15 protein-coding genes are annotated in these 17,846 nt (G+C 45.8%); 14 read left to right on the forward strand and 1 reads right to left on the reverse strand.

Annotation, left to right across the window (positions count from 1 at the left end; genetic code table 11):
- The first annotated feature begins 2 nt into the window (after positions 1 to 2).
- From ftsY to SPICA_RS06350, 12 genes are all read left to right on the forward strand, one after another.
- Positions 3 to 893 carry a signal recognition particle-docking protein FtsY gene (gene ftsY, locus SPICA_RS06295; RefSeq protein WP_013968693.1) on the forward strand — a complete coding sequence of 297 codons (891 nt, stop codon included), beginning with the start codon at positions 3 to 5 and terminating at the stop codon, positions 891 to 893.
- Positions 894 to 900: 7 nt separating this feature from the next.
- Positions 901 to 1,923, forward strand: a complete 1,023-nt coding sequence (locus tag SPICA_RS06300) for a hypothetical protein (RefSeq protein WP_013968694.1) — start codon at positions 901 to 903, stop codon at positions 1,921 to 1,923.
- A 28-nt stretch (positions 1,924 to 1,951) separates the two neighbouring features.
- Entirely contained in the window at positions 1,952 to 3,262 is a 1,311-nt protein-coding gene (locus SPICA_RS06305; protein WP_013968695.1) for an ABC transporter permease, read from the forward strand.
- A complete protein-coding gene (locus tag SPICA_RS06310; RefSeq protein WP_013968696.1) occupies positions 3,252 to 3,977 on the forward strand; it encodes an ABC transporter ATP-binding protein in 726 nt (241 codons plus the stop codon). The genes SPICA_RS06305 and SPICA_RS06310 overlap by 11 nt, the downstream gene beginning before the upstream one ends.
- The gene (locus SPICA_RS06315; protein ID WP_013968697.1) at positions 3,974 to 5,242 is read left to right on the forward strand and encodes an ABC transporter permease; all 1,269 of its coding nucleotides are present in this window, start codon (positions 3,974 to 3,976) and stop codon (positions 5,240 to 5,242) included. The genes SPICA_RS06310 and SPICA_RS06315 overlap by 4 nt, the downstream gene beginning before the upstream one ends.
- A gap of 11 nt (positions 5,243 to 5,253) precedes the next feature.
- Positions 5,254 to 5,793, forward strand: coding sequence for a UvrB/UvrC motif-containing protein (locus SPICA_RS06320; RefSeq protein WP_013968698.1), 540 nt, complete (start codon positions 5,254 to 5,256; stop codon positions 5,791 to 5,793).
- A 4-nt stretch (positions 5,794 to 5,797) separates the two neighbouring features.
- Positions 5,798 to 6,889 carry an ATP--guanido phosphotransferase gene (locus tag SPICA_RS06325; protein WP_013968699.1) on the forward strand — a complete coding sequence of 364 codons (1,092 nt, stop codon included), beginning with the start codon at positions 5,798 to 5,800 and terminating at the stop codon, positions 6,887 to 6,889.
- Between the two features lies 1 nt (position 6,890).
- Complete coding sequence (locus tag SPICA_RS06330; protein WP_013968700.1) at positions 6,891 to 9,437, forward strand: ATP-dependent Clp protease ATP-binding subunit; 2,547 nt, start codon at positions 6,891 to 6,893, stop codon at positions 9,435 to 9,437.
- Between the two features lie 9 nt (positions 9,438 to 9,446).
- Positions 9,447 to 10,154 carry a fumarylacetoacetate hydrolase family protein gene (locus SPICA_RS06335; RefSeq protein WP_013968701.1) on the forward strand — a complete coding sequence of 236 codons (708 nt, stop codon included), beginning with the start codon at positions 9,447 to 9,449 and terminating at the stop codon, positions 10,152 to 10,154.
- The gene (locus SPICA_RS06340) at positions 10,155 to 11,645 is read left to right on the forward strand and encodes an aminotransferase class V-fold PLP-dependent enzyme (RefSeq protein WP_013968702.1); all 1,491 of its coding nucleotides are present in this window, start codon (positions 10,155 to 10,157) and stop codon (positions 11,643 to 11,645) included.
- A 193-nt stretch (positions 11,646 to 11,838) separates the two neighbouring features.
- Positions 11,839 to 12,324 carry a glutathione peroxidase gene (locus tag SPICA_RS06345; RefSeq protein ID WP_013968703.1) on the forward strand — a complete coding sequence of 162 codons (486 nt, stop codon included), beginning with the start codon at positions 11,839 to 11,841 and terminating at the stop codon, positions 12,322 to 12,324.
- Positions 12,321 to 12,749 (forward strand): MarR family winged helix-turn-helix transcriptional regulator, encoded by a 429-nt coding sequence (locus tag SPICA_RS06350; protein ID WP_013968704.1) that lies wholly within the window; start codon positions 12,321 to 12,323, stop codon positions 12,747 to 12,749. Before SPICA_RS06345 ends, SPICA_RS06350 begins: the two co-directional genes overlap by 4 nt.
- 83 nt (positions 12,750 to 12,832) lie before the next feature.
- Here SPICA_RS06350 and SPICA_RS06355 read toward each other — a convergent pair whose 3' ends face one another.
- A complete protein-coding gene (locus SPICA_RS06355) occupies positions 12,833 to 14,107 on the reverse strand; it encodes a glucose-1-phosphate adenylyltransferase (RefSeq protein WP_013968705.1) in 1,275 nt (424 codons plus the stop codon).
- A 95-nt stretch (positions 14,108 to 14,202) separates the two neighbouring features.
- On the opposite strand from SPICA_RS06355, the gene SPICA_RS06360 reads away from it, so the two are divergent.
- On the forward strand, positions 14,203 to 16,554 hold the full coding sequence (locus tag SPICA_RS06360; RefSeq protein ID WP_013968706.1) for a DEAD/DEAH box helicase: 2,352 nt from the start codon (positions 14,203 to 14,205) through the stop codon (positions 16,552 to 16,554).
- Positions 16,538 to 17,845, forward strand: a complete 1,308-nt coding sequence (locus SPICA_RS14795) for a ribonuclease H-like domain-containing protein (RefSeq protein WP_013968707.1) — start codon at positions 16,538 to 16,540, stop codon at positions 17,843 to 17,845. Before SPICA_RS06360 ends, SPICA_RS14795 begins: the two co-directional genes overlap by 17 nt.
- Position 17,846 lies beyond the last annotated feature (1 nt).

Here is a 17,846-nt window from a genome sequence, read left to right on the forward strand (position 1 = left end):
ATGTGGTACAAAATACGTTTGCAGAAAAATTAAAGCGACTCATCGGGATTGGATCAAAAATTTCTGATGATTTTTTTGATGAACTGGCAGACCTGCTTGTAGAAGGTGATTTTGGAGCCTCAGAAGCCATTAAGACAGTAGAGATGGTTAAATTTCGCTCTAAAAAGGCAGGATTAGTTGTGAGCGATCAGATAAGATCCCTACTTGCACAAGTATTAATAGAAAAACTCTTACCTATTCCTGAAAATCATGGACTGTATAGGAAGCCAGATGCTTTAACTATTCTCTTGCTTCTTGGTGTGAACGGGGTTGGAAAAACAACCACCGGAGCAAAATTAGCTTATCGGTACCAGACTTTATTTCAAATGAAACCTATATTAGCTGCGGCAGATACCTTCCGAGCCGCAGCTATAGATCAACTCAAAATACACGGTGATCGCCTTGGTATTCGAGTTGTAGCCCATAAACAAGGTGGGGATCCGGCGGCAGTTATATATGACGCAATAGAAGCCGCCCAGGCTTCAGGAACACCAGTTGTTATAGGAGATACTGCGGGCCGGATGCATACAAAGACAGCCCTAGTTGAAGAATTAAAAAAAATAGATCGTATCGTTGCTGGAAAAGCCAGCAATGCTGTCTATTATAAATTACTAGTTCTGGATGCTACCACTGGACGTAATGCTTATACTCAAGCAGAGGTATTTCATAGTGCGGTAAAGCTAGATGGAGTAATACTGACAAAATATGATTCCAGTGCCAAGGGCGGGATAGTGTTTTCTCTTGCTGAGTCTTTAAAGTTACCGGTAATGTATATTTGTACCGGTGAAACCTATGGAGATATATATCCATTTAATCCGGAACAATTTGTGAAAACATTTATCGGATTAAGCTAATCGCTCTATGAAAAAAATAATGATGCCTGTTTTGTTTTTATTGATTTTACATAACGTTTTCGCTTCGGAATGGTATCGATCAGATTCTGGTGGCATTGCTCTGGAATCGCTTTCTTCTGTTCTTGCTTTGCGTGAGGAATATGCGCTTGAAGTAACCACGTGCGACGCTCTTAATTTACCCGATATTCTTAATAATCTTGAAAAGAATGCAGGCAGCATTGTTGCAGAATACCTCTATCATAAGAAACAAATTATTATGCGCCGTTATAAACTCTATGATGGTCAGAAAAAGTTACGATTAGTCTCCCAGTTTACAGCTCAGGGTTTTGTTTGGATCGAACGATATGACAGTAAACGACGGCTTTATGAAGAATATTGGTCTCTTGATGCATCTACATGGTATAAAAAGGTGTATCTTTTTAATAGAGAGAGGCCTACAACAACTCGAACCTATGTTGGTAATTTTAATAGGGATTGGTTGCTTTTATCTACTGATATATATCAATATGATCGGACAGGTTTTCTTCGCACTATTGAACGAAATATTCGGTCGAAAGATGTTGAATCTAATAGTACCGAGTGGTTTTCTAAAGATGTTCCATCCCTTTCTACTGTAAACAAACCCGGTCCTGGTAGTTCTGGAATTTCGTCAAATTCGTCTACAGATAGAGAAACAAGCATTCTCTATAGTTTGGATGTTCAAGGTCGGGTTATCCGAGAACAACATAAAAACAAAGATGGAATAATAGTATACGAGAAGATTAATACCTGGGAGAAGGATAGGGTGAGTTCTGTTCTTATTACAGAAAACGGAAAAATAACAAAAGTTGAATATACCTATGATAACCAGGGTAACCGTAGTAGTGAAAAATATTATTATGGATCAGAATTAGTTCGGCAAATTTTTATACAGGGTAAAAAAGAAACAGAAGAGCTGTATGACAAGGGGGAGCTTCTTTTACGGACCATCTGGGTTGATGGTGTCAAACAATCAGAATACCGGCCTAGCCGTCCTATACTACAACCGTAATTGTAGTATGTATAAAAAGGAATTACTTATGGGTAAATATCGATGGATTCGTTTTATTGCATTTCGTTATCTAGCTCGTTCTAGAAAAGGACGGCAATCTTCGGCTTCTATATCCAGTCGATTCGCTATACTGGGGATAGCTATCGGTGTTTTTGCACTTATTATGGTTATTGGTATTATGAATGGATTTCAGATGGGTTTTGTAGAAAGTATTCTTGAAATTTCTTCCTTTCATCTTCGGATCGAAACACCTGTAGATACACCAATTCCCTCATTGAAGGGTAATGCTATCAGATCTTCTCTCCCATTTACTGAGTTTCAAGCCCTTGTACGAGGAAATCGAAAAAAACAACAAGTGACCTTAATTAGGGGCGTCCCAGCTTCAATTAATGAACAAGACCCTGCTATGATACAAGCGCTGCATCTACAGAATGGTTCTTTTACAGTGACCGAACCGTCTTCTATTATAATAGGTGCAGAACTTGCCCGTAGTTTAGATCTACATGTAGGAGACTCAATTTCAGTAGCATCCATTGCGGGAGATCTTTTTTCAGAAACCAGACCAGAATTAGATACTTTCATTGTTATGGGTATCTTTCGTTCTAATTTTTATGAATTCGATGCTTCCTGGGCATTCATCAATCTAGATAGAGCCTTGGCTTTACAAGATGGTGCAGGAAAGATACAACTTGGTATTAAGCTTGTAGACCGATGGCAGGATCAAACAGTGATACATGATGTAATAACACAGAATTCATCATTACATGGTAAGATCAGTTCCTGGAGAGACTATAATAGATCCTTTTTTAGCGCCCTGCGAACTGAAAAATTAATTATGTTTTTTTTAGTTGCTCTTATTTTTGTTGTAGTTGCGCTTAATATTTATCAAGCTCAACGAAAAACGGTATTAGAAAGACGTGAGGAAATTGGTCTTTTACGTGCCCTGGGTGCTTCGGTGCAGGGGATACAAACTATTTTTATAACCGAGGGCCTCGTAGTTGGTTTTGCTGGGGCAACCGTAGGTTTAGTTCCTGCACTATGGTTTGCTGGTAATACTGCTTTCTTTTTTTCACTGCTTGAAGGATTTGTAAATGCTATTCTGAATTTGGTAAATTCCTTTCTTGGAATTTTATTTCATATACCAGTTCAGGAAGGTAGGGCTTTTGCTTTTTTCTCACCTCAGATTTTTTATATAAAAGATATTCCATGTAAGCTTGTGCCCTATGAGGTGCTCATTATCTATGGATTTGGCATTTTATCTGCCACCCTTGCAGCAGTATGGGCTGCATTACCATTGAGTAAGTTATTCCCTGCGGAGGTACTGCGGTATGATCAATAATGAAGTTTTTCAGGAATCTAATCCAGCCCTTGCAATTCGGGACGTGTATAAATCCTATATTTCAGGGTCTGAAACCTTGACAATTCTCAAATCTGTAACTTTTTCTGTACCCACCGGTGTAAGTGTTGCAATCACTGGAGAGAGCGGCAGCGGGAAAAGCACCTTACTTAATATTATCGGTGGACTTGACCGGGCGGATGCTGGTTCAGTGCGGGTTGGTACGTTTCACCTCGATCAGTTGTCTGAAACGCAGCTGAATGAATATCGGGGACTCCATGTAGGGTTTATTTTTCAATTTCATTATCTATTAAAAGATTTTACTGCCCTTGAAAATGTGTATCTTCCCGCATATATGGCAGGTGTTTCTAAAAAGGACGCTATAGAAAAGGCTCGGTTGCTTTTGACTGATGTGGGGATGGAACATCGGCTCCAGCATTATCCTAGCCAATTATCTGGTGGAGAACGTCAGCGAGTGGCTGTAGCCCGAGCTCTCATAAATAATCCCGATGTTATTTTAGCCGATGAACCTACAGGGAATCTAGATCGCTCAAACAGTCAAATTGTTGCGGATCTTCTCTTTATGAATGCAGAAAAATACCATAAAACGTTGCTAGTAGTTACCCATGATGACAGCATCGCCCAGCGGGCTAGTATACAGTATAGGTTAAATGCCGGTATTCTCGAAGGGTATACATATTCTGGAGCTACCCTATGAAACAACGGGTTCGGTTTTTCATCGCTCTTCGATACCTTTTAAGTCCCTCGCCTGAGGGTGATCGTTATCTGAGAGGTGCTGCTCTGGGAATCGCAATTAGTATGGTACCGATTATGATTACCCTTATTGTTTCTGATGGTATGATTCAGGGCATCACCAATCGCTACTTAGAATTAAGCACAGGGCACCTGCAGCTCTATTCTTACTTGGCCGGTGCTGATGAAGTTGCTTTACTTATGCCAAAATTACAAGGGATACCAGGAATTCGTATGGTAAGCCCTGAACGGGATGGTATGGGTATTCTTATTGGGCCCAAAGGAAAAACAGGTACATCCTTACGTTCAGTTGCAGCATCTTTTTTAAATTATGAAGGGACAAAACAATATCTTTCTGTTCTTTCAGGAGATTTACAGCTTCCTGATTCCCGAAGCTGTCTTCTTGGTACTAAAGCAGCAGACGCTATAGGTGCCAAACCTGGGGATACGATCCGGCTCATGACGGTACGAACCACTGATACTGGTACTATGATTCCCCGTATTACACCATTAAGAGTTAACGGTATTATTTCTTCTGGATATCGTGAACTGGACGCCCTTTGGTGCTTTATACCCTATGATTTAGGAAGAACTATTTTAGCATCTGATACCTCAAGGTCTTTTCTTGTGATTAAAACTGATAATCCCTATAAGGGGCTTGAAAAAATTCAAAAATTGATACAGGAACAACTGGGAGATGTGGTTGGAATATATAGTTGGAAAGAATTACAGGCTACCCAATTTCAATCCTTTGAATCTACCCGGCAAATATTACTGTTTATTATGGCGATTATTGTATTAGTCGCCGCAGTCAATGTTGCCTCTGCGACTTCCATGCTGGTGGTAGAACGACGTAGGGAAATTGCCATATTAAAATCCTATGGAGCTCGTCCAGGTGATATTGCAGGACTCTTTGCCTTCGGAGCAGGACTTACCGGACTAGTAGGAGCTTTTGTTGGGATCGCTGTAGGGCTTGGCATCGGGTATACTATTAATGAGATTATTCATGGATTGGAAATAGTTCTTTCTTGTATATCTAGCCTTTTTCATGGAAACCCAGTGGTCCTGTTGAATCCAGCCTATTATCTTGAACGTATACCAATTATTATTAATTGGTCTGTAGTTGCATTATTATTTTGTTTAACCGTTGTTGGTTCGATCATTGCAGCTCTAGGTAGTACTCTTAGGGCAGGCAAATTATCACCAGTAGAAATACTGCAAAAATTCTAGGGATACAACATATGCTATGTGATATATGCGGGAAGCGAGAAGCAATAGTTTTTATTCATCAAGTTGGAATAGGAGAAAATAGAGAGCTGCATCTCTGTTCTCAATGTGCTTATGAACATGGACTTCAGCATCTAGAAGGTGATGTTGGAAAAGCCCTTATTGAGTTATTAAAAAAAATCCCGATAGATAACACCCCGTTGTCAGAATCTATTGAAACAAAAGGATCAATGCAGTCGGGGAAACAGAAAAAAAAATACCCAGATCGTTGTCCTGTTTGCGGGAACACGATTCAGGATATTAAAAAGACTGACCTTGCGGGCTGTGAAACATGTTGGGAACTTTATGGTGAATTGTTATTAAGTTCTATCAAAAGACAACGGTCAGGAGTACCATATCATGGCCGTTTTTCTGTCAAACTTTCTAAAAGCATGACTTTAAAAATGGAGCTGGAGTATCTTAAACAACTTTTACAGACCGCTGTCGCCATGGAAGATTATGAACAGGCCGCTATATACCGGGATAAAATTCGATTACTTGAGCAGGGAGTATAAGCCTGTGAATACTACTTATCTTGACCCTTGGTTCTGGTTTAATGATAATCCTGATCTGGATTGTGTGGTTTATTGCAGACTTGGATTATATAGAGCTCTTTCGGGAGAACTGTTTCCTCATCGTTGTTCCAATGAGGATTTGGAAAGAATTCAAAATAAGATCATCCTGATCCTCAATGAGCTTATCGGTAATAAACTGTTACTTATTACATCAGAAAACCTAGGCGATAGCCTTACTTCTGCCCAAGAAATATTTGATGATTCAGACCTCATCTTATTACAAAATGGACAAACGCTTGTTCTCGGTCCAAAAGGTATGCTTTTTCTTATCAACAAAAATTCCCATGTGTTTTTTTCACAGATAGGACCAGGATTTCTGGCTCTAGATTCTTTTCAAGAATTGCTCACTCTGGATGAAACTCTTGATACAGAACTCACCTGGGCTTGCTCAGAAACCTATGGATTTCTAAATCCAGATCCCATCCATACCGGCAGTGGATTAGAATGTAGGGCTCTACTATTCATGCCGGGAACCATAGAAAGTGGTATGTTTGAACGGGCGGTGAAAAGCTTAATATCTCAGGGTTTTGAATTATCACTCTATCAAGGCGAACAATCAGCAGAAGATTCGGCCCGGACAGAAACCTCTTTTCCCCTGGTCTATCTTCGCTATTCAGTCTCTCCAGGTATGTCTGAACAAGATGGTCTTGAACAGATACGCAATGCTTTGAATGGCCTTATTAAGGGAGAACGGGCTACACGGGAGCGATTAGTGCAAAAGCTTTCCGATGAAATTCTCGATAAAGCAAACCGAGCATTCGGGATTCTGACCCACGCTCATCTCCTTTCAAGGGATGAATGTCGGAAACTACTTTTAGACCTTCGTAAAGGTCTTGTCTATAACTGTATTTCATTTCAGGGCAATCAAGGACTCCTCGCTGATATTGACCGCTTATGGTTTTCGACCGAAACTTTAGTACGACAACGTCTGGCGATAGTACCAGAACAACAGATAACCGATAATTATGTACAAAGCCTCCGGGCAAAACTTGTCCGGAGCGTGCTTTCGCAGTACCATATAGAGAGGGGGATGTAGTTTGTTTAAAGGTCTTACCCAACGGGCACAACGAATACTTACCGTAATAGCCCAGGATGAAGCTCGACGTTTTCATAGCGATCAGCTTCTTCCTGAACATATACTTGTTGCTGTGATTAGGGACGGATCTGGTACAGCCTGCAGAGCTTTGGAAGATTTAGCCATAGATTTGCAGGATTTCCGTCATGTTTTAGAACGGGAAATTCCGCAAAAGACCGGTACCTTTATTTTCGGGGATGTACCGCCTTCCCGCCGGGCTCGAACCTTACTCGAAGCTGCCGCTGAGGAAGCCCGCAGTTTTGGTCATGAATATGTAGGTACTGAACATTTATTGCTCGCGTCCATAAGAGAGGAGAATTCTCCTGCAGCACGGTATTTAGTGGAAAAACATATTAGCCCAGAAATGCTTCGTTCCACAGTGCAACTCGTACTTGGGCAGATTCGGGATGATGGTCCTGTTGAAGACCCCCGGGATAGCGCCCATACGGCCGGTTCAAATCCTTTCGGGACAGGAACACCAAGCGGGCAAAAGAACACCCGGACGCCCATTATCGATGAATTTTCCCGGGACCTTACGGCCATGGCCCGGCTTGGTTCCTTGGATCCCGTCATTGGCCGTGAAAAGGAGGTTCGCCGGGTAGTACGGATTCTTGCCCGACGAACTAAGAATAATCCGATCCTTGTAGGCGAACCTGGTGTGGGCAAAACCGCCGTAGTCGAAGCCCTGGCCCAGCTTATTGCATCTGAAAATGTTCCAGAAATATTAGCGGATAAACGACTCCTTGCCCTCGACCTAGCCTCGGTAGTGGCCGGAACAAAATACCGCGGCGAGTTTGAGGAACGGCTCAAAAAAATCATGAAGGAAATCAGTCAGGCGGGAAATATCATCCTCTTTATTGATGAAATTCATACGGTTATCGGTGCCGGTGGTGCGGAAGGTACTATCGATGCCTCTAACATGCTCAAGCCCGCCCTTTCCCGGGGAGAAGTTCAGTGTATTGGCGCTACAACCCTCGCTGAATATCGGAAGCACTTTGAAAAGGATGCGGCTCTCGAACGGCGTTTCCAGATGGTACCCGTAGAAGAGCCAAGTCTTGAAGAAACTATACAGATTCTTAAAGGAATCAAGAAACGCTACGAGGAACATCACCGTGTTATCTATAATGATGGAGCAGTTTTAGCGGCGGCAACCCTGGCCCAGCGCTATATCACCGGCCGGTTCATGCCCGATAAGGCGATTGATCTTTTGGATGAAGCTGGGGCGAAACGAAAACTCGAAACCGATATCAAGCCCGCCGAATTAAGTGAAATAGAAAACGAAATTAAACGGCTTACGGAAGAAAAGGTTCGCCTTGTGGCCGCCCAGGACTATGAAAAGGCTGCAGAACTGAGGGACCAAGTCCGGTCCCTCAGGTACCAGCTCGAATCGGTAAAACAGGCCTGGGAACGTCTTTCCCGGGAAGAACGGCCTGCAGTTACCGAAGCTGACATACGTCAGGTTGTTGCGGAAGCCACAGGAATCCCCCTGGCACGGCTCGAAGAAAGTGCATCCCGTAAACTGTTACGGATCGAAGAAGAACTGCACCGTTCGGTTATAGGACAGGACGATGCGGTTCAGCGGATTGCTGCGGCCATCCGGCGCAGCAGGGCAGGGGTATCTTCTCTCAAACGCCCCCAGGGGTCATTTATATTCTTAGGGCCCACCGGGGTCGGTAAAACCCTTTTGGCAAAACGCCTTGCGGAGTATCTTTTTGGAACCGAAGAAGCCCTGGTTCGCATAGATATGTCTGACTATATGGAAAAACACAATGCCTCCCGTCTTGTTGGAGCTCCCCCCGGCTATGTAGGGTATGAAGAAGGCGGGGTGCTTACAGAAAAAATCCGTCGAAATCCCTATCGGGTTATCCTTTTTGATGAAATAGAGAAAGCCCACCATGATGTCTTTAATCTTTTGTTACAGGTTTTGGAAGAGGGGGAACTCAAGGATAATCTGGGGCATACGGTAAGTTTCCGGAATACGGTCATCATTATGACGAGCAATGCAGGGGCCCGTGAAATTTCCCGAGATGCTCGCCTTGGATTTAACCCCGATTCGGGCATTATGAACCTGGAAGAAATCCGCTCAGCCGCCCTGGCAGAACTTAAGCGTCTCTTTAACCCTGAATTCATTAATCGGGTTGATGATATTGTCGTGTTCCATGCCTTGAGCCGCGAACAGGTTCAGGCAATCCTGGCCCTTGAAATTCAGGAATTGAATAAACGGCTCCATGACCAGGGGTACTCGATTCAGGTTAAACAGAGTGCCCAGGATATTTTAATAGAAAAGGGCTGGGATCCCAAATATGGCGCCCGTCCCATGCGCCGGGCTATCCAAAAAGAATTAGAGGATGTCCTGGCCGTGTTAATTCTTGAACAGGAATATCCCGCTGGAACAATATTTATAGCCGAAGACCGGGATGGAAAAATCAGCATCAAATCAAAAAAGAATAAGCCGACCCTGCTAACCACGGTTCCGGCTGTTTCCTCAGAACCGATTAGCAAATCCTAGGAGGAATATATGGTTTCCTTGCTACTCAAGGGGGCAGACAAAATGATAACTCTCACCCCCTCTAAAATTATTGCGGTGGGCCTTAATTACCATGCCCATGTGCAGGAAAGCAAGGTCTTTGATTTAAAGAAACTCGAAGTACCCACAGAGCCAGTACTCTTTGCCAAGACCCCCAACGTTCTCGTGGGACCGAATGAACCCATTGTCATACCCGCCTTCCTCAAGGAATATCATTTTGATGAACCCCGGGTCGATCCTGAGGCAGAACTGGCTATCATCATCGGAAAAAAGTGCAGGCATGTACTTGAGCACGAAGCCCTCGACTATGTACTGGGATATACCTGCTTTAACGACGTGAGCCAGCGGAATATTCAAAAGCTCGATGCCTCTGGCTGGTTCCGTGGTAAATCCTTTGATACCTTTGGTCCCATAGGCCCTGTTATCGTACCCCCATCTCTACTGCCAGATCCCCAACGTCTTGCCATTACCTGCAGGATTAATGGAAAAACCACCCAGGCCGCTTCCACCGCTGATATGATCTTTTCAATAAAAAAGCTGATTGCTTTTATTTCCATAAATTTCACCCTCGAGGCTGGGGATATTATTGCAACGGGTACCCCCAGCGGTGTGAGCCCCATAAAGGCCGGAGACGAAGTTGAGGTCGAAATAGAAGGCATTGGCATACTGCGGAATCCGGTTATCGAGGAAGTCCGATAAATGCATAATCTGGAAGCCCATTTTTCTCAATTTCGTAACAATACCATAGGAATTGATAAGTTCCTGACAGGTCCCTATGGGGAAGTTCCCCTGGTATATGCCGACTGGATTGCCTCGGGAAGGCTGTATGGCCCCATCGAAGAACGGATGCTGAAGATTGCCTATCCCTATGTGGCAAATACCCATTCAGAGTCGAGCGCCCTCGGGGCCAGCATGACCCGGGCCTACCATGAAGCACGGCGGCGCATTAAAGCCTATGTCAATGCCTCCGCTGATGATGTGCTTATTACCGCCGGTTCAGGTATGACCGGTGCGGTCAATAAACTGCAGCGTATTTTAGGATTGCGGATCCCCGAGCGCGCTCGCGGCCTCTGTGGCAGGGGAGTCTGCGAAATACCCGAAGCCCAACGGCCTGTGGTGTTTATCTCCCATATGGAACACCATTCAAACCACACAAGCTGGCTTGAGTCCTTAGCCGATGTGGTCATTCTTGAACCGGATGAACAACTTCTGGTACAGGTTGATGAACTGGAACGCCAGCTTAAGCGCTATGCTGCTCGTCCTGTTAAAATTGGTGCCTTTTCGGCGGCCTCAAATGTAACGGGCATCAGGCCCCCCTACCGGGAACTGGCCCGGGTGATGCACCGCCATGGTGGCATCGCCCTCGTCGATTTTGCCGCCGCCGCACCCTATGATCCCATTGATATGCACCCTGAGGGGGACCCGGAGGGCTATCTGGATGGTATTTATTTCAGTCCCCATAAATTTTTAGGTGGTCCAGGATCACCGGGGGTAGTGATATTCAATAAGCGCCTGTATCATAACAGCACCCCCGATGATCCCGGCGGCGGCACCGTAAAATGGACCAACCGATGGGAACGGGCCCACTATGTGGATGATATTGAAATGCGGGAAGATGGTGGAACCCCGGCCTTTCTCGGTACGATTCGAGCCGCCCTCGCCATGGATCTCAAGGCTACCATGGGTACCGATGCAATCCATGAACGGGAAGCTCAGCTCATCAACCTGACCTTTGATACCCTGGCAGAGCTGCCCCAGCTTCATCTGTTAGCTCAGGAACAACGGGAACGGATCGGAGCTGTATCCTTTTATTTTGATCACCTGCATTATAACCTCGTGGTTCGCCTCCTCTCTGAGCGCTATGGAATTCAAGTCCGGGGCGGCTGTTCCTGCGCGGGTACCTATGGCCATTATTTATTGCATATTGATAAGAAATGGTCCCATGCAATTGCCTGCCAGGTGGATTCGGGGGATCTATCCAAAAAGCCCGGGTGGGTTCGGCTATCCCTGCATCCAACCATGACCAATGATGAGCTTGCGTATATCCTTGGGGCTATTAAGGAAATAGGGGAAAAGGGTCTTGAATGGGCAGAGGACTATTATTTCGATAAAACCTCCGGTGAATATTTTAGAAAAGACCGTCAGGATTTTACCGCCTTTTCCATGGAAAGCCTCTTCATACCTTTTTAAGAACCCATACATGATCTGCAGAGTCTGGCAGACAGTACTCAGGGGGACCTTAAAAATTAACATTTTTTAGAGATCCCCATGAGGTTTTCTGCAGGGGCCTGCGGTCAGTACATAAAAAATTCTTCAAAATTTTTAGTTGCAATATGTAGTGTAAAATATTATATTATGCAATATAATATGCATGGAGGATTGTATGGAATCTAGTATTTATCAATTAAATGCCATACGTAATGATGGTTCAAACTGTGACTTTGCTCAGTATAAAGGAAAAGTCTTATTAATCGTAAATACCGCAAGCAAGTGCGGCTTTACGCCCCAATATAAGGGCCTTGAAGCACTCTATGAAAAGTATAAGGAACAGGGGCTCGAAATAATTGGATTTCCCTGTGACCAGTTTGCCCACCAGGAACCGGGTTCCGACGAAGAGATTGCTCAGTTCTGTTCAATGAATTATGGGGTGACATTTCCAATTATGAAAAAGATCGAAGTGAATGGTCCCAATGCACACCCGGTTTTTCAGTGGCTCAGAAAGAGAGCACCCGGAGCAATTGGTGATTCCATAAAATGGAATTTCACCAAATTCCTCGTAGCAAAGGATGGTACCTCAGTGAGAAGGTATGCACCGACCGTTGAGCCGAAACAAATCGAATCAGATATTCAAGCAGCCCTTGCATCATGAAAGAGGAACTTCTGCTTTCGAACCAGATCTGTTTTCTCGTATATAGGCTCGATCGGGAAATTCAGGCTTCCTATAGGCCCTTATTGGATGTTCTTGGCTTAACCTATCCGCAATACCTTGTCATGCTCGTCCTCTGGGAACTGGGGCAGGCTGAGGTGGGTAAGCTCTGTTCCCTGCTTAATCTGGATACGGGGACTATTTCCCCATTGCTGAAACGGCTTGAAAAATCTGGTTTGATTCATCGAAAACGTTCAGAGCAGGATGAACGGGTCGTTGTGGTAAGCCTGACCGATGCGGGGAAAGCGCTTGAAGAGCAGGCTCTTTCGGTTCCGCAGCATATGTATTCCTGCCTTTTTCATAATGCAGAAGAATATGTTGCATTAAAACAAATGCTTGGTAACTATATTGATCGGCTTTCTTCATAAACGAGGGGGCTTACAGGCAGCAGCGGGTACCTCTCAAACTTGGCTGATTTCAGAGGTACCCCGCTCTATACCTTATTCAATGATTAAATAACTGTTCCGGGGTAGAGGACTGCGTTCTTCGGGATGACAATAATACCATCGACAATATGGTAGTGACCATAGTCCCCATCGGTCCGGTTCAGGTCATCGATGCCGATACGGCAGCCTTCCCCGATCCGGGCATTCTTATCTATGATTGCACCTTTTACAATGGTCCCCTTGCCGATACCAATATCGGGGAGTCGAGCCTCGGCATTCTGCCGCTTTTGCTCTTCGGACTCGTAAAAGTCAGCACCCATACAGACCACCCCATTAAGGCTTGCCCCGGATTCTATGATGGTTCGGATACCGACAATGGAATTGGAAATCGATGCATTGGTGATGATACAGCCCTCTGCAGCAATAGACTGGTTCATGTTGCTGAAGTTCATTTTTGAAGGAGGCAGGTTGCGCATGTGAGTATAAATCGGGGATTTTTCATCATAAAAATCAAACTTCGGGGTAAGGCTGGTAAGATCAAGGTTTGCTTCGTAGAAGTTTTTAATGGTTCCGATATCTTCCCAGTATCCATCATAAATATAGGCATTTATTTTTTTCTTGCCAATGAGGGAAGGAATAATTTCCTTGCCAAAGTCGGTAAAGTCATTGTCCAGGCTCGATTCCATGGCATCCGCATCAAAGACATAGATCCCCATGGATGCCAGGTATTCCTTGCCCTTTGTTCTCCGGTCTTGTAGTAATTCAGTAGGTATCTTGAAATCGTTGATATCCTTCACCGGTCCTGGTTTTTCAAGAAATTCGGTAATTTCATTTTTCTTGTTTGCCTTGAGGATTCCAAGCTGGCTCGCATCTTCCCGAGTGACAGCGGTGCATGCGATGGTCACCTCTGCGCCGGATTCCTTATGTTGTCTCAGGAGTTCCTGCAGATCCATCCGGTACAGCTGGTCCCCCGACAGGATGAGGTAATGGCTCGGGTTCTGGGTCCTGAAGTGGATAAAGTTTTTCCTTACCGCATCGGCGGTACCTTCGTACCAGCCTGAATGTTCAAAGGTCTGTTCTGCCGCAAGAATTTCGACAAAACCCCGGGAGAAGGAGTCAAAATTATAGGTATGGGCTACATGCATATGGAGGGATGCAGAGTTGAACTGGGTTAAAATATAGATTTTTCTTAAATTTGAGTTGATGCAATTTGAAATAGGAATGTCTACGAGCCGGTATTTCCCGCCAAAAGGAACTGCCGGTTTTGCCCGGGATTGTGTTAAGGGAAATAGCCTTGTTCCTTTACCTCCACCAAGGACAATAGAAAGTACCTCTGTCATTTTGCTCCTCCTGAATGTTTGTTTTGCACCATCCTTTTTTCTTAGTATAAGATGAGATATTCCATCTGTCGATACTTTCTTGGTATAATTTCTGTATGAATAAGGCCAATACACAGGCACCAGAGACCGAAAATCCTAAGGCTCAAGAACGGATTTTGGATGAACTGCTTACAAACCCCGCATTTGCAGAGCATATTGTTCTTGAAAAACGGCTTCCCGCGGTGCCGCCGAGCATGGCACCCATACCGGATGATGTCGATCCCCGCCTGAAAGAAGCGTTATACAGCCGGGGTATCCAGGCCCTGTATACCCACCAGGTTAATGTTTGGAACCATGTCCGATCAGGCAGACACACCATCGTGGTAACTCCGACCGCATCGGGAAAAACCCTCTGTTATAATCTACCAACCCTGCAGGCTTTGCTTGAGGATGAGCATGCCAGGGCTTTATACCTCTTTCCGACCAAGGCTCTTTCTCAGGATCAACAGGCGGAACTCAATGAGCTGGTTAATGGCAAATCAGGTGTTCTTCCTATTAAGGTGTGCACCTATGATGGGGATACCCCGGATTCCTTACGGATCGCTGCCCGAGATACCGGTCGTATTATTGTATCCAATCCCGATATGCTCCATGCGGGTATCCTGCCTAATCATCCCAAATGGATAAAGTTTTTTTCCTGTCTTAAATATGTTGTCATTGATGAAGCCCATACATATCGTGGTGTTTTTGGCAGTCATGTGGCCAATGTCCTGCGTCGGCTATTGAGGATTGCTGCCTTTTATGGTTCCCATCCGGTGATGATCCTCTGTTCTGCCACCATTGGAAACCCAAAGGAACTGGCTGAACAACTCATCGGTCAACCAGTTTCATTGGTAGATAAAAATGGAGCTCCCAGGGGTGAAAAAAGAATCGTTCTTTATAATCCCCCCTTAGTAGATGCGGTTCAGGGGATTCGGCGCAGTGTGGTAACTGAAAGCCGCCGCTGGACCGTATCCCTGCTTCGATCCGGGATTAAGACTATTCTTTTTGCCCACTCCCGACTCAAAACCGAAGTGGCCGCTTCCTATATACGGGAAGATCTGGCAAATATCTATACGGATAATCATCATATCCGAGTAGAGCCATACCGGGGAGGTCTCCTACCCAACGAACGGAGGGAGATTGAAAAGGGCCTTCGGGATGGGACAATTCAGGGCGTGGTTTCAACCAATGCCCTGGAGCTGGGGATCGATATTGGCGGCCTTGATGCGGCGGTAGTAGCGGGATTTCCCGGCTCCTTTAATTCCTTCTGGCAGCAGATTGGCCGGGCTGGACGCCGGGGCGGCACTTCTGTCGCGATTTTTATTGCCTCTTCGTCGCCGTTGGACCAGTATATCATCAATCACCCCGACTGGTTTTTCCGCAGTTCCGCCGAAGAAGCCCGGCTCGATCCGGACAATCCCTATATCCTCACGGACCATGTAAAGTGTGCTGCCTTTGAACTTCCTTTTACGGATGCAGATATGGACCTAGGGAGAGACCCATTTGGCTCAAAGGTTCAGGATGTGCTTGAGTATCTCGAAGAAGAAGGTATTGTCCGGGCTGTTTCAGGCCGCTGGTACTGGGCTGATCGATCTTACCCAGCGGAAAGCATCAGTCTCCGTTCGGCCACTGCAGATAATGTGGCTATTATCGACACGACCCAGGGACGGAATATCGTAATCGGTGAGATGGACCGGCCAAGTGCCAAGGAACTGGTCTTTGATAATGCGGTATATATGCATCGGGGGCGTCAATACCTCGTTACAAAACTCGATATTCAGAAGCGAAAGTGCCTCGTGGAAGAGGCGAATGTCAATTATTATACCGATGCCCTGGTTAAAACAGACATTAAAGTACTATCAGAGGATGAAAAGCTTGATGTACCAGGATCATGGTGTCGTCTTGTTCTGGGGGATGTGCTCGTACGATCCCAGGTGGCCAAGTTTAAAAAAATCCGTTTCCATACCCATGAAAACATAGGTTACGGCACCATAGAATTACCCGAAGAAGAATTGCAGACCCGGTCTTTGGCATTGCTTCTTGAGTCTGATACGAGCCTGGGTACAGCCCTTCAGGGCCGGGATGAACAGGAAATAGGGCGAATTTTATCCGGTATTGGTTCCCTTATAAAGCGGATTGCCCCCATCTTTGTCCTCTGTGATCAGCGGGATATCGGTATTTCAGAACGGGTACGGGATACCCATTTCATGGTACCCGCTCTCTATATATATGACCATTACCCGGGAGGAACAGGGCTTGCGGAGGCTTTGGTCCAAAAGATTCCCAGTCTTGTGCAAACTGTAGCGGAAACGGTGGCCGCCTGCCCCTGTGAGTCGGGCTGTCCCAGTTGTGTGGGACCCGATGGAGATAAGGCGGCGGTTCTCGATTTTTTAAGACCGGTACTGGACCATGGCGGGAAATCTTAAGGCCCGGCTCGAACGGATCCGTGCCCAAGGAAGTTCGAGTCTCAAGCCTCAAGTTGATGGTTCCTTGCACTGGGAGGCTCTCGACTTAGCACACCGACAGAAAAGTCAATATGCAGACCCAGTCACTCCTGCCACTTTTCCGCCTCCCTGGGTCAGTCTCGACCGATTGGTTCTTTTTCGCAGGGAACTCATTCCCTTGGAAGTCCGGGCTCATGAGACAGGGAATCTTTCAGAGTTTTTTACCATTTTATGTCGGGGATTAATACAAGCAGGACCAGGAATCAACCCGCAGGACTTACTGTTTTTTGACCTTGAAACGACGGGCCTCTCTGGAGGCGCTGGAACCGTGGCCTTTCTTGCAGCCTTTGGTGAATTTACAGGGGCTTCCCTCGAAATTCGTCAGTACCTCCTCCTGGATTATCCTGGAGAATCTCTTTTTATAGAACATATCGAAAAAGAACTAACGAGGAAGCCTCATAGGGTGCTTGTATCCTATAACGGGAAAGCCTTCGACATCCCGCTGCTCCGCAGCCGTTTTATTCTGCAGGGACGATTATTGCCAGAAACGGATCATATCGACCTGCTTCCGCTTTCCCGGCTTCTCTGGACCGGTCTGGTCCCTTCTTGCTCACAGGCTAATCTTGAAGCCTTTGTGTTACAGAAGGGCCGTCAGGATGATATTCCTGGCGCCTTGGCCCCACAAATATGGTTTTCCTTCCTCAGAGAGGGGCCTCAGGGTGAAGCCCTTATGAATCTCCTTTCCGTTTGTCATCACAATCTGCTTGATATTCAGGGCCTGGCAGAACTGTTTACGCTTCTGCTCCACATTGGGTCAAGGCCCCTTGAGGTCCTGGAAACCATTCCCTTTAATCTGGACCGGCTTGCTCTCCTTTGGCCTGCAGGGGACCTCCAGCTAGCCATACTGCATGAGGCTGCACGGCGTGGTTCTGCCCGGGCGCTCTTTGCACTTGCCCGCTTGGCGCGGCAGGATAGTGACTGGGATGCATACCGTCGCTATTTAGAACAGATCCTCCAGGTTCCCTCTTCTGCGCCAGGGCTGTCTGCGTCTGCCCTGCGGCTTCGAGCAAGCATTGCCCTGGCTTCTTTTTACGAATGGAAAAAAGGGGACCTGGAACAGGCTGAGATGTATACGAGGCTTGCTCTGGGCTTGCTCGAAGCCGCAGGCGCCGAACGACGCAGGGCCGGCGCCAGAGGTCTTGCTCCTTCCATCAATATGAAGCTGGAAAAACGCCTCAAGCGGATTCTGGCAAAGCGGCAGAGATCCCCTTAGG

Origin of the sequence: Gracilinema caldarium DSM 7334, from assembly GCF_000219725.1 — a bacterium.
GTDB classification, from domain to species: Bacteria; Spirochaetota; Spirochaetia; order Treponematales; family Breznakiellaceae; genus Gracilinema; species Gracilinema caldarium.

What these genes read in the sequence shown, in the direction of transcription:
- SPICA_RS06300 (WP_013968694.1), top strand. Translation starts at nt 901, where the DNA reads ATGAAAAAAATAATGATGCCTGTTTTGTTTTTATTGATTTTACATAAC.
- SPICA_RS06305 (WP_013968695.1), top strand. Translation starts at nt 1,952, where the DNA reads ATGGGTAAATATCGATGGATTCGTTTTATTGCATTTCGTTATCTAGCT.
- SPICA_RS06310 (WP_013968696.1), top strand. Translation starts at nt 3,252, where the DNA reads ATGATCAATAATGAAGTTTTTCAGGAATCTAATCCAGCCCTTGCAATT.
- SPICA_RS06315 (WP_013968697.1), top strand. Translation starts at nt 3,974, where the DNA reads ATGAAACAACGGGTTCGGTTTTTCATCGCTCTTCGATACCTTTTAAGT.
- SPICA_RS06320 (WP_013968698.1), top strand. Translation starts at nt 5,254, where the DNA reads ATGCTATGTGATATATGCGGGAAGCGAGAAGCAATAGTTTTTATTCAT.
- SPICA_RS06335 (WP_013968701.1), top strand. Translation starts at nt 9,447, where the DNA reads ATGGTTTCCTTGCTACTCAAGGGGGCAGACAAAATGATAACTCTCACC.
- SPICA_RS06340 (WP_013968702.1), top strand. Translation starts at nt 10,155, where the DNA reads ATGCATAATCTGGAAGCCCATTTTTCTCAATTTCGTAACAATACCATA.
- SPICA_RS06345 (WP_013968703.1), top strand. Translation starts at nt 11,839, where the DNA reads ATGGAATCTAGTATTTATCAATTAAATGCCATACGTAATGATGGTTCA.
- SPICA_RS06350 (WP_013968704.1), top strand. Translation starts at nt 12,321, where the DNA reads ATGAAAGAGGAACTTCTGCTTTCGAACCAGATCTGTTTTCTCGTATAT.
- SPICA_RS06355 (WP_013968705.1), bottom strand. Translation starts at nt 14,107, where the DNA reads ATGACAGAGGTACTTTCTATTGTCCTTGGTGGAGGTAAAGGAACAAGG.
- SPICA_RS06360 (WP_013968706.1), top strand. Translation starts at nt 14,203, where the DNA reads ATGAATAAGGCCAATACACAGGCACCAGAGACCGAAAATCCTAAGGCT.
- SPICA_RS14795 (WP_013968707.1), top strand. Translation starts at nt 16,538, where the DNA reads ATGGCGGGAAATCTTAAGGCCCGGCTCGAACGGATCCGTGCCCAAGGA.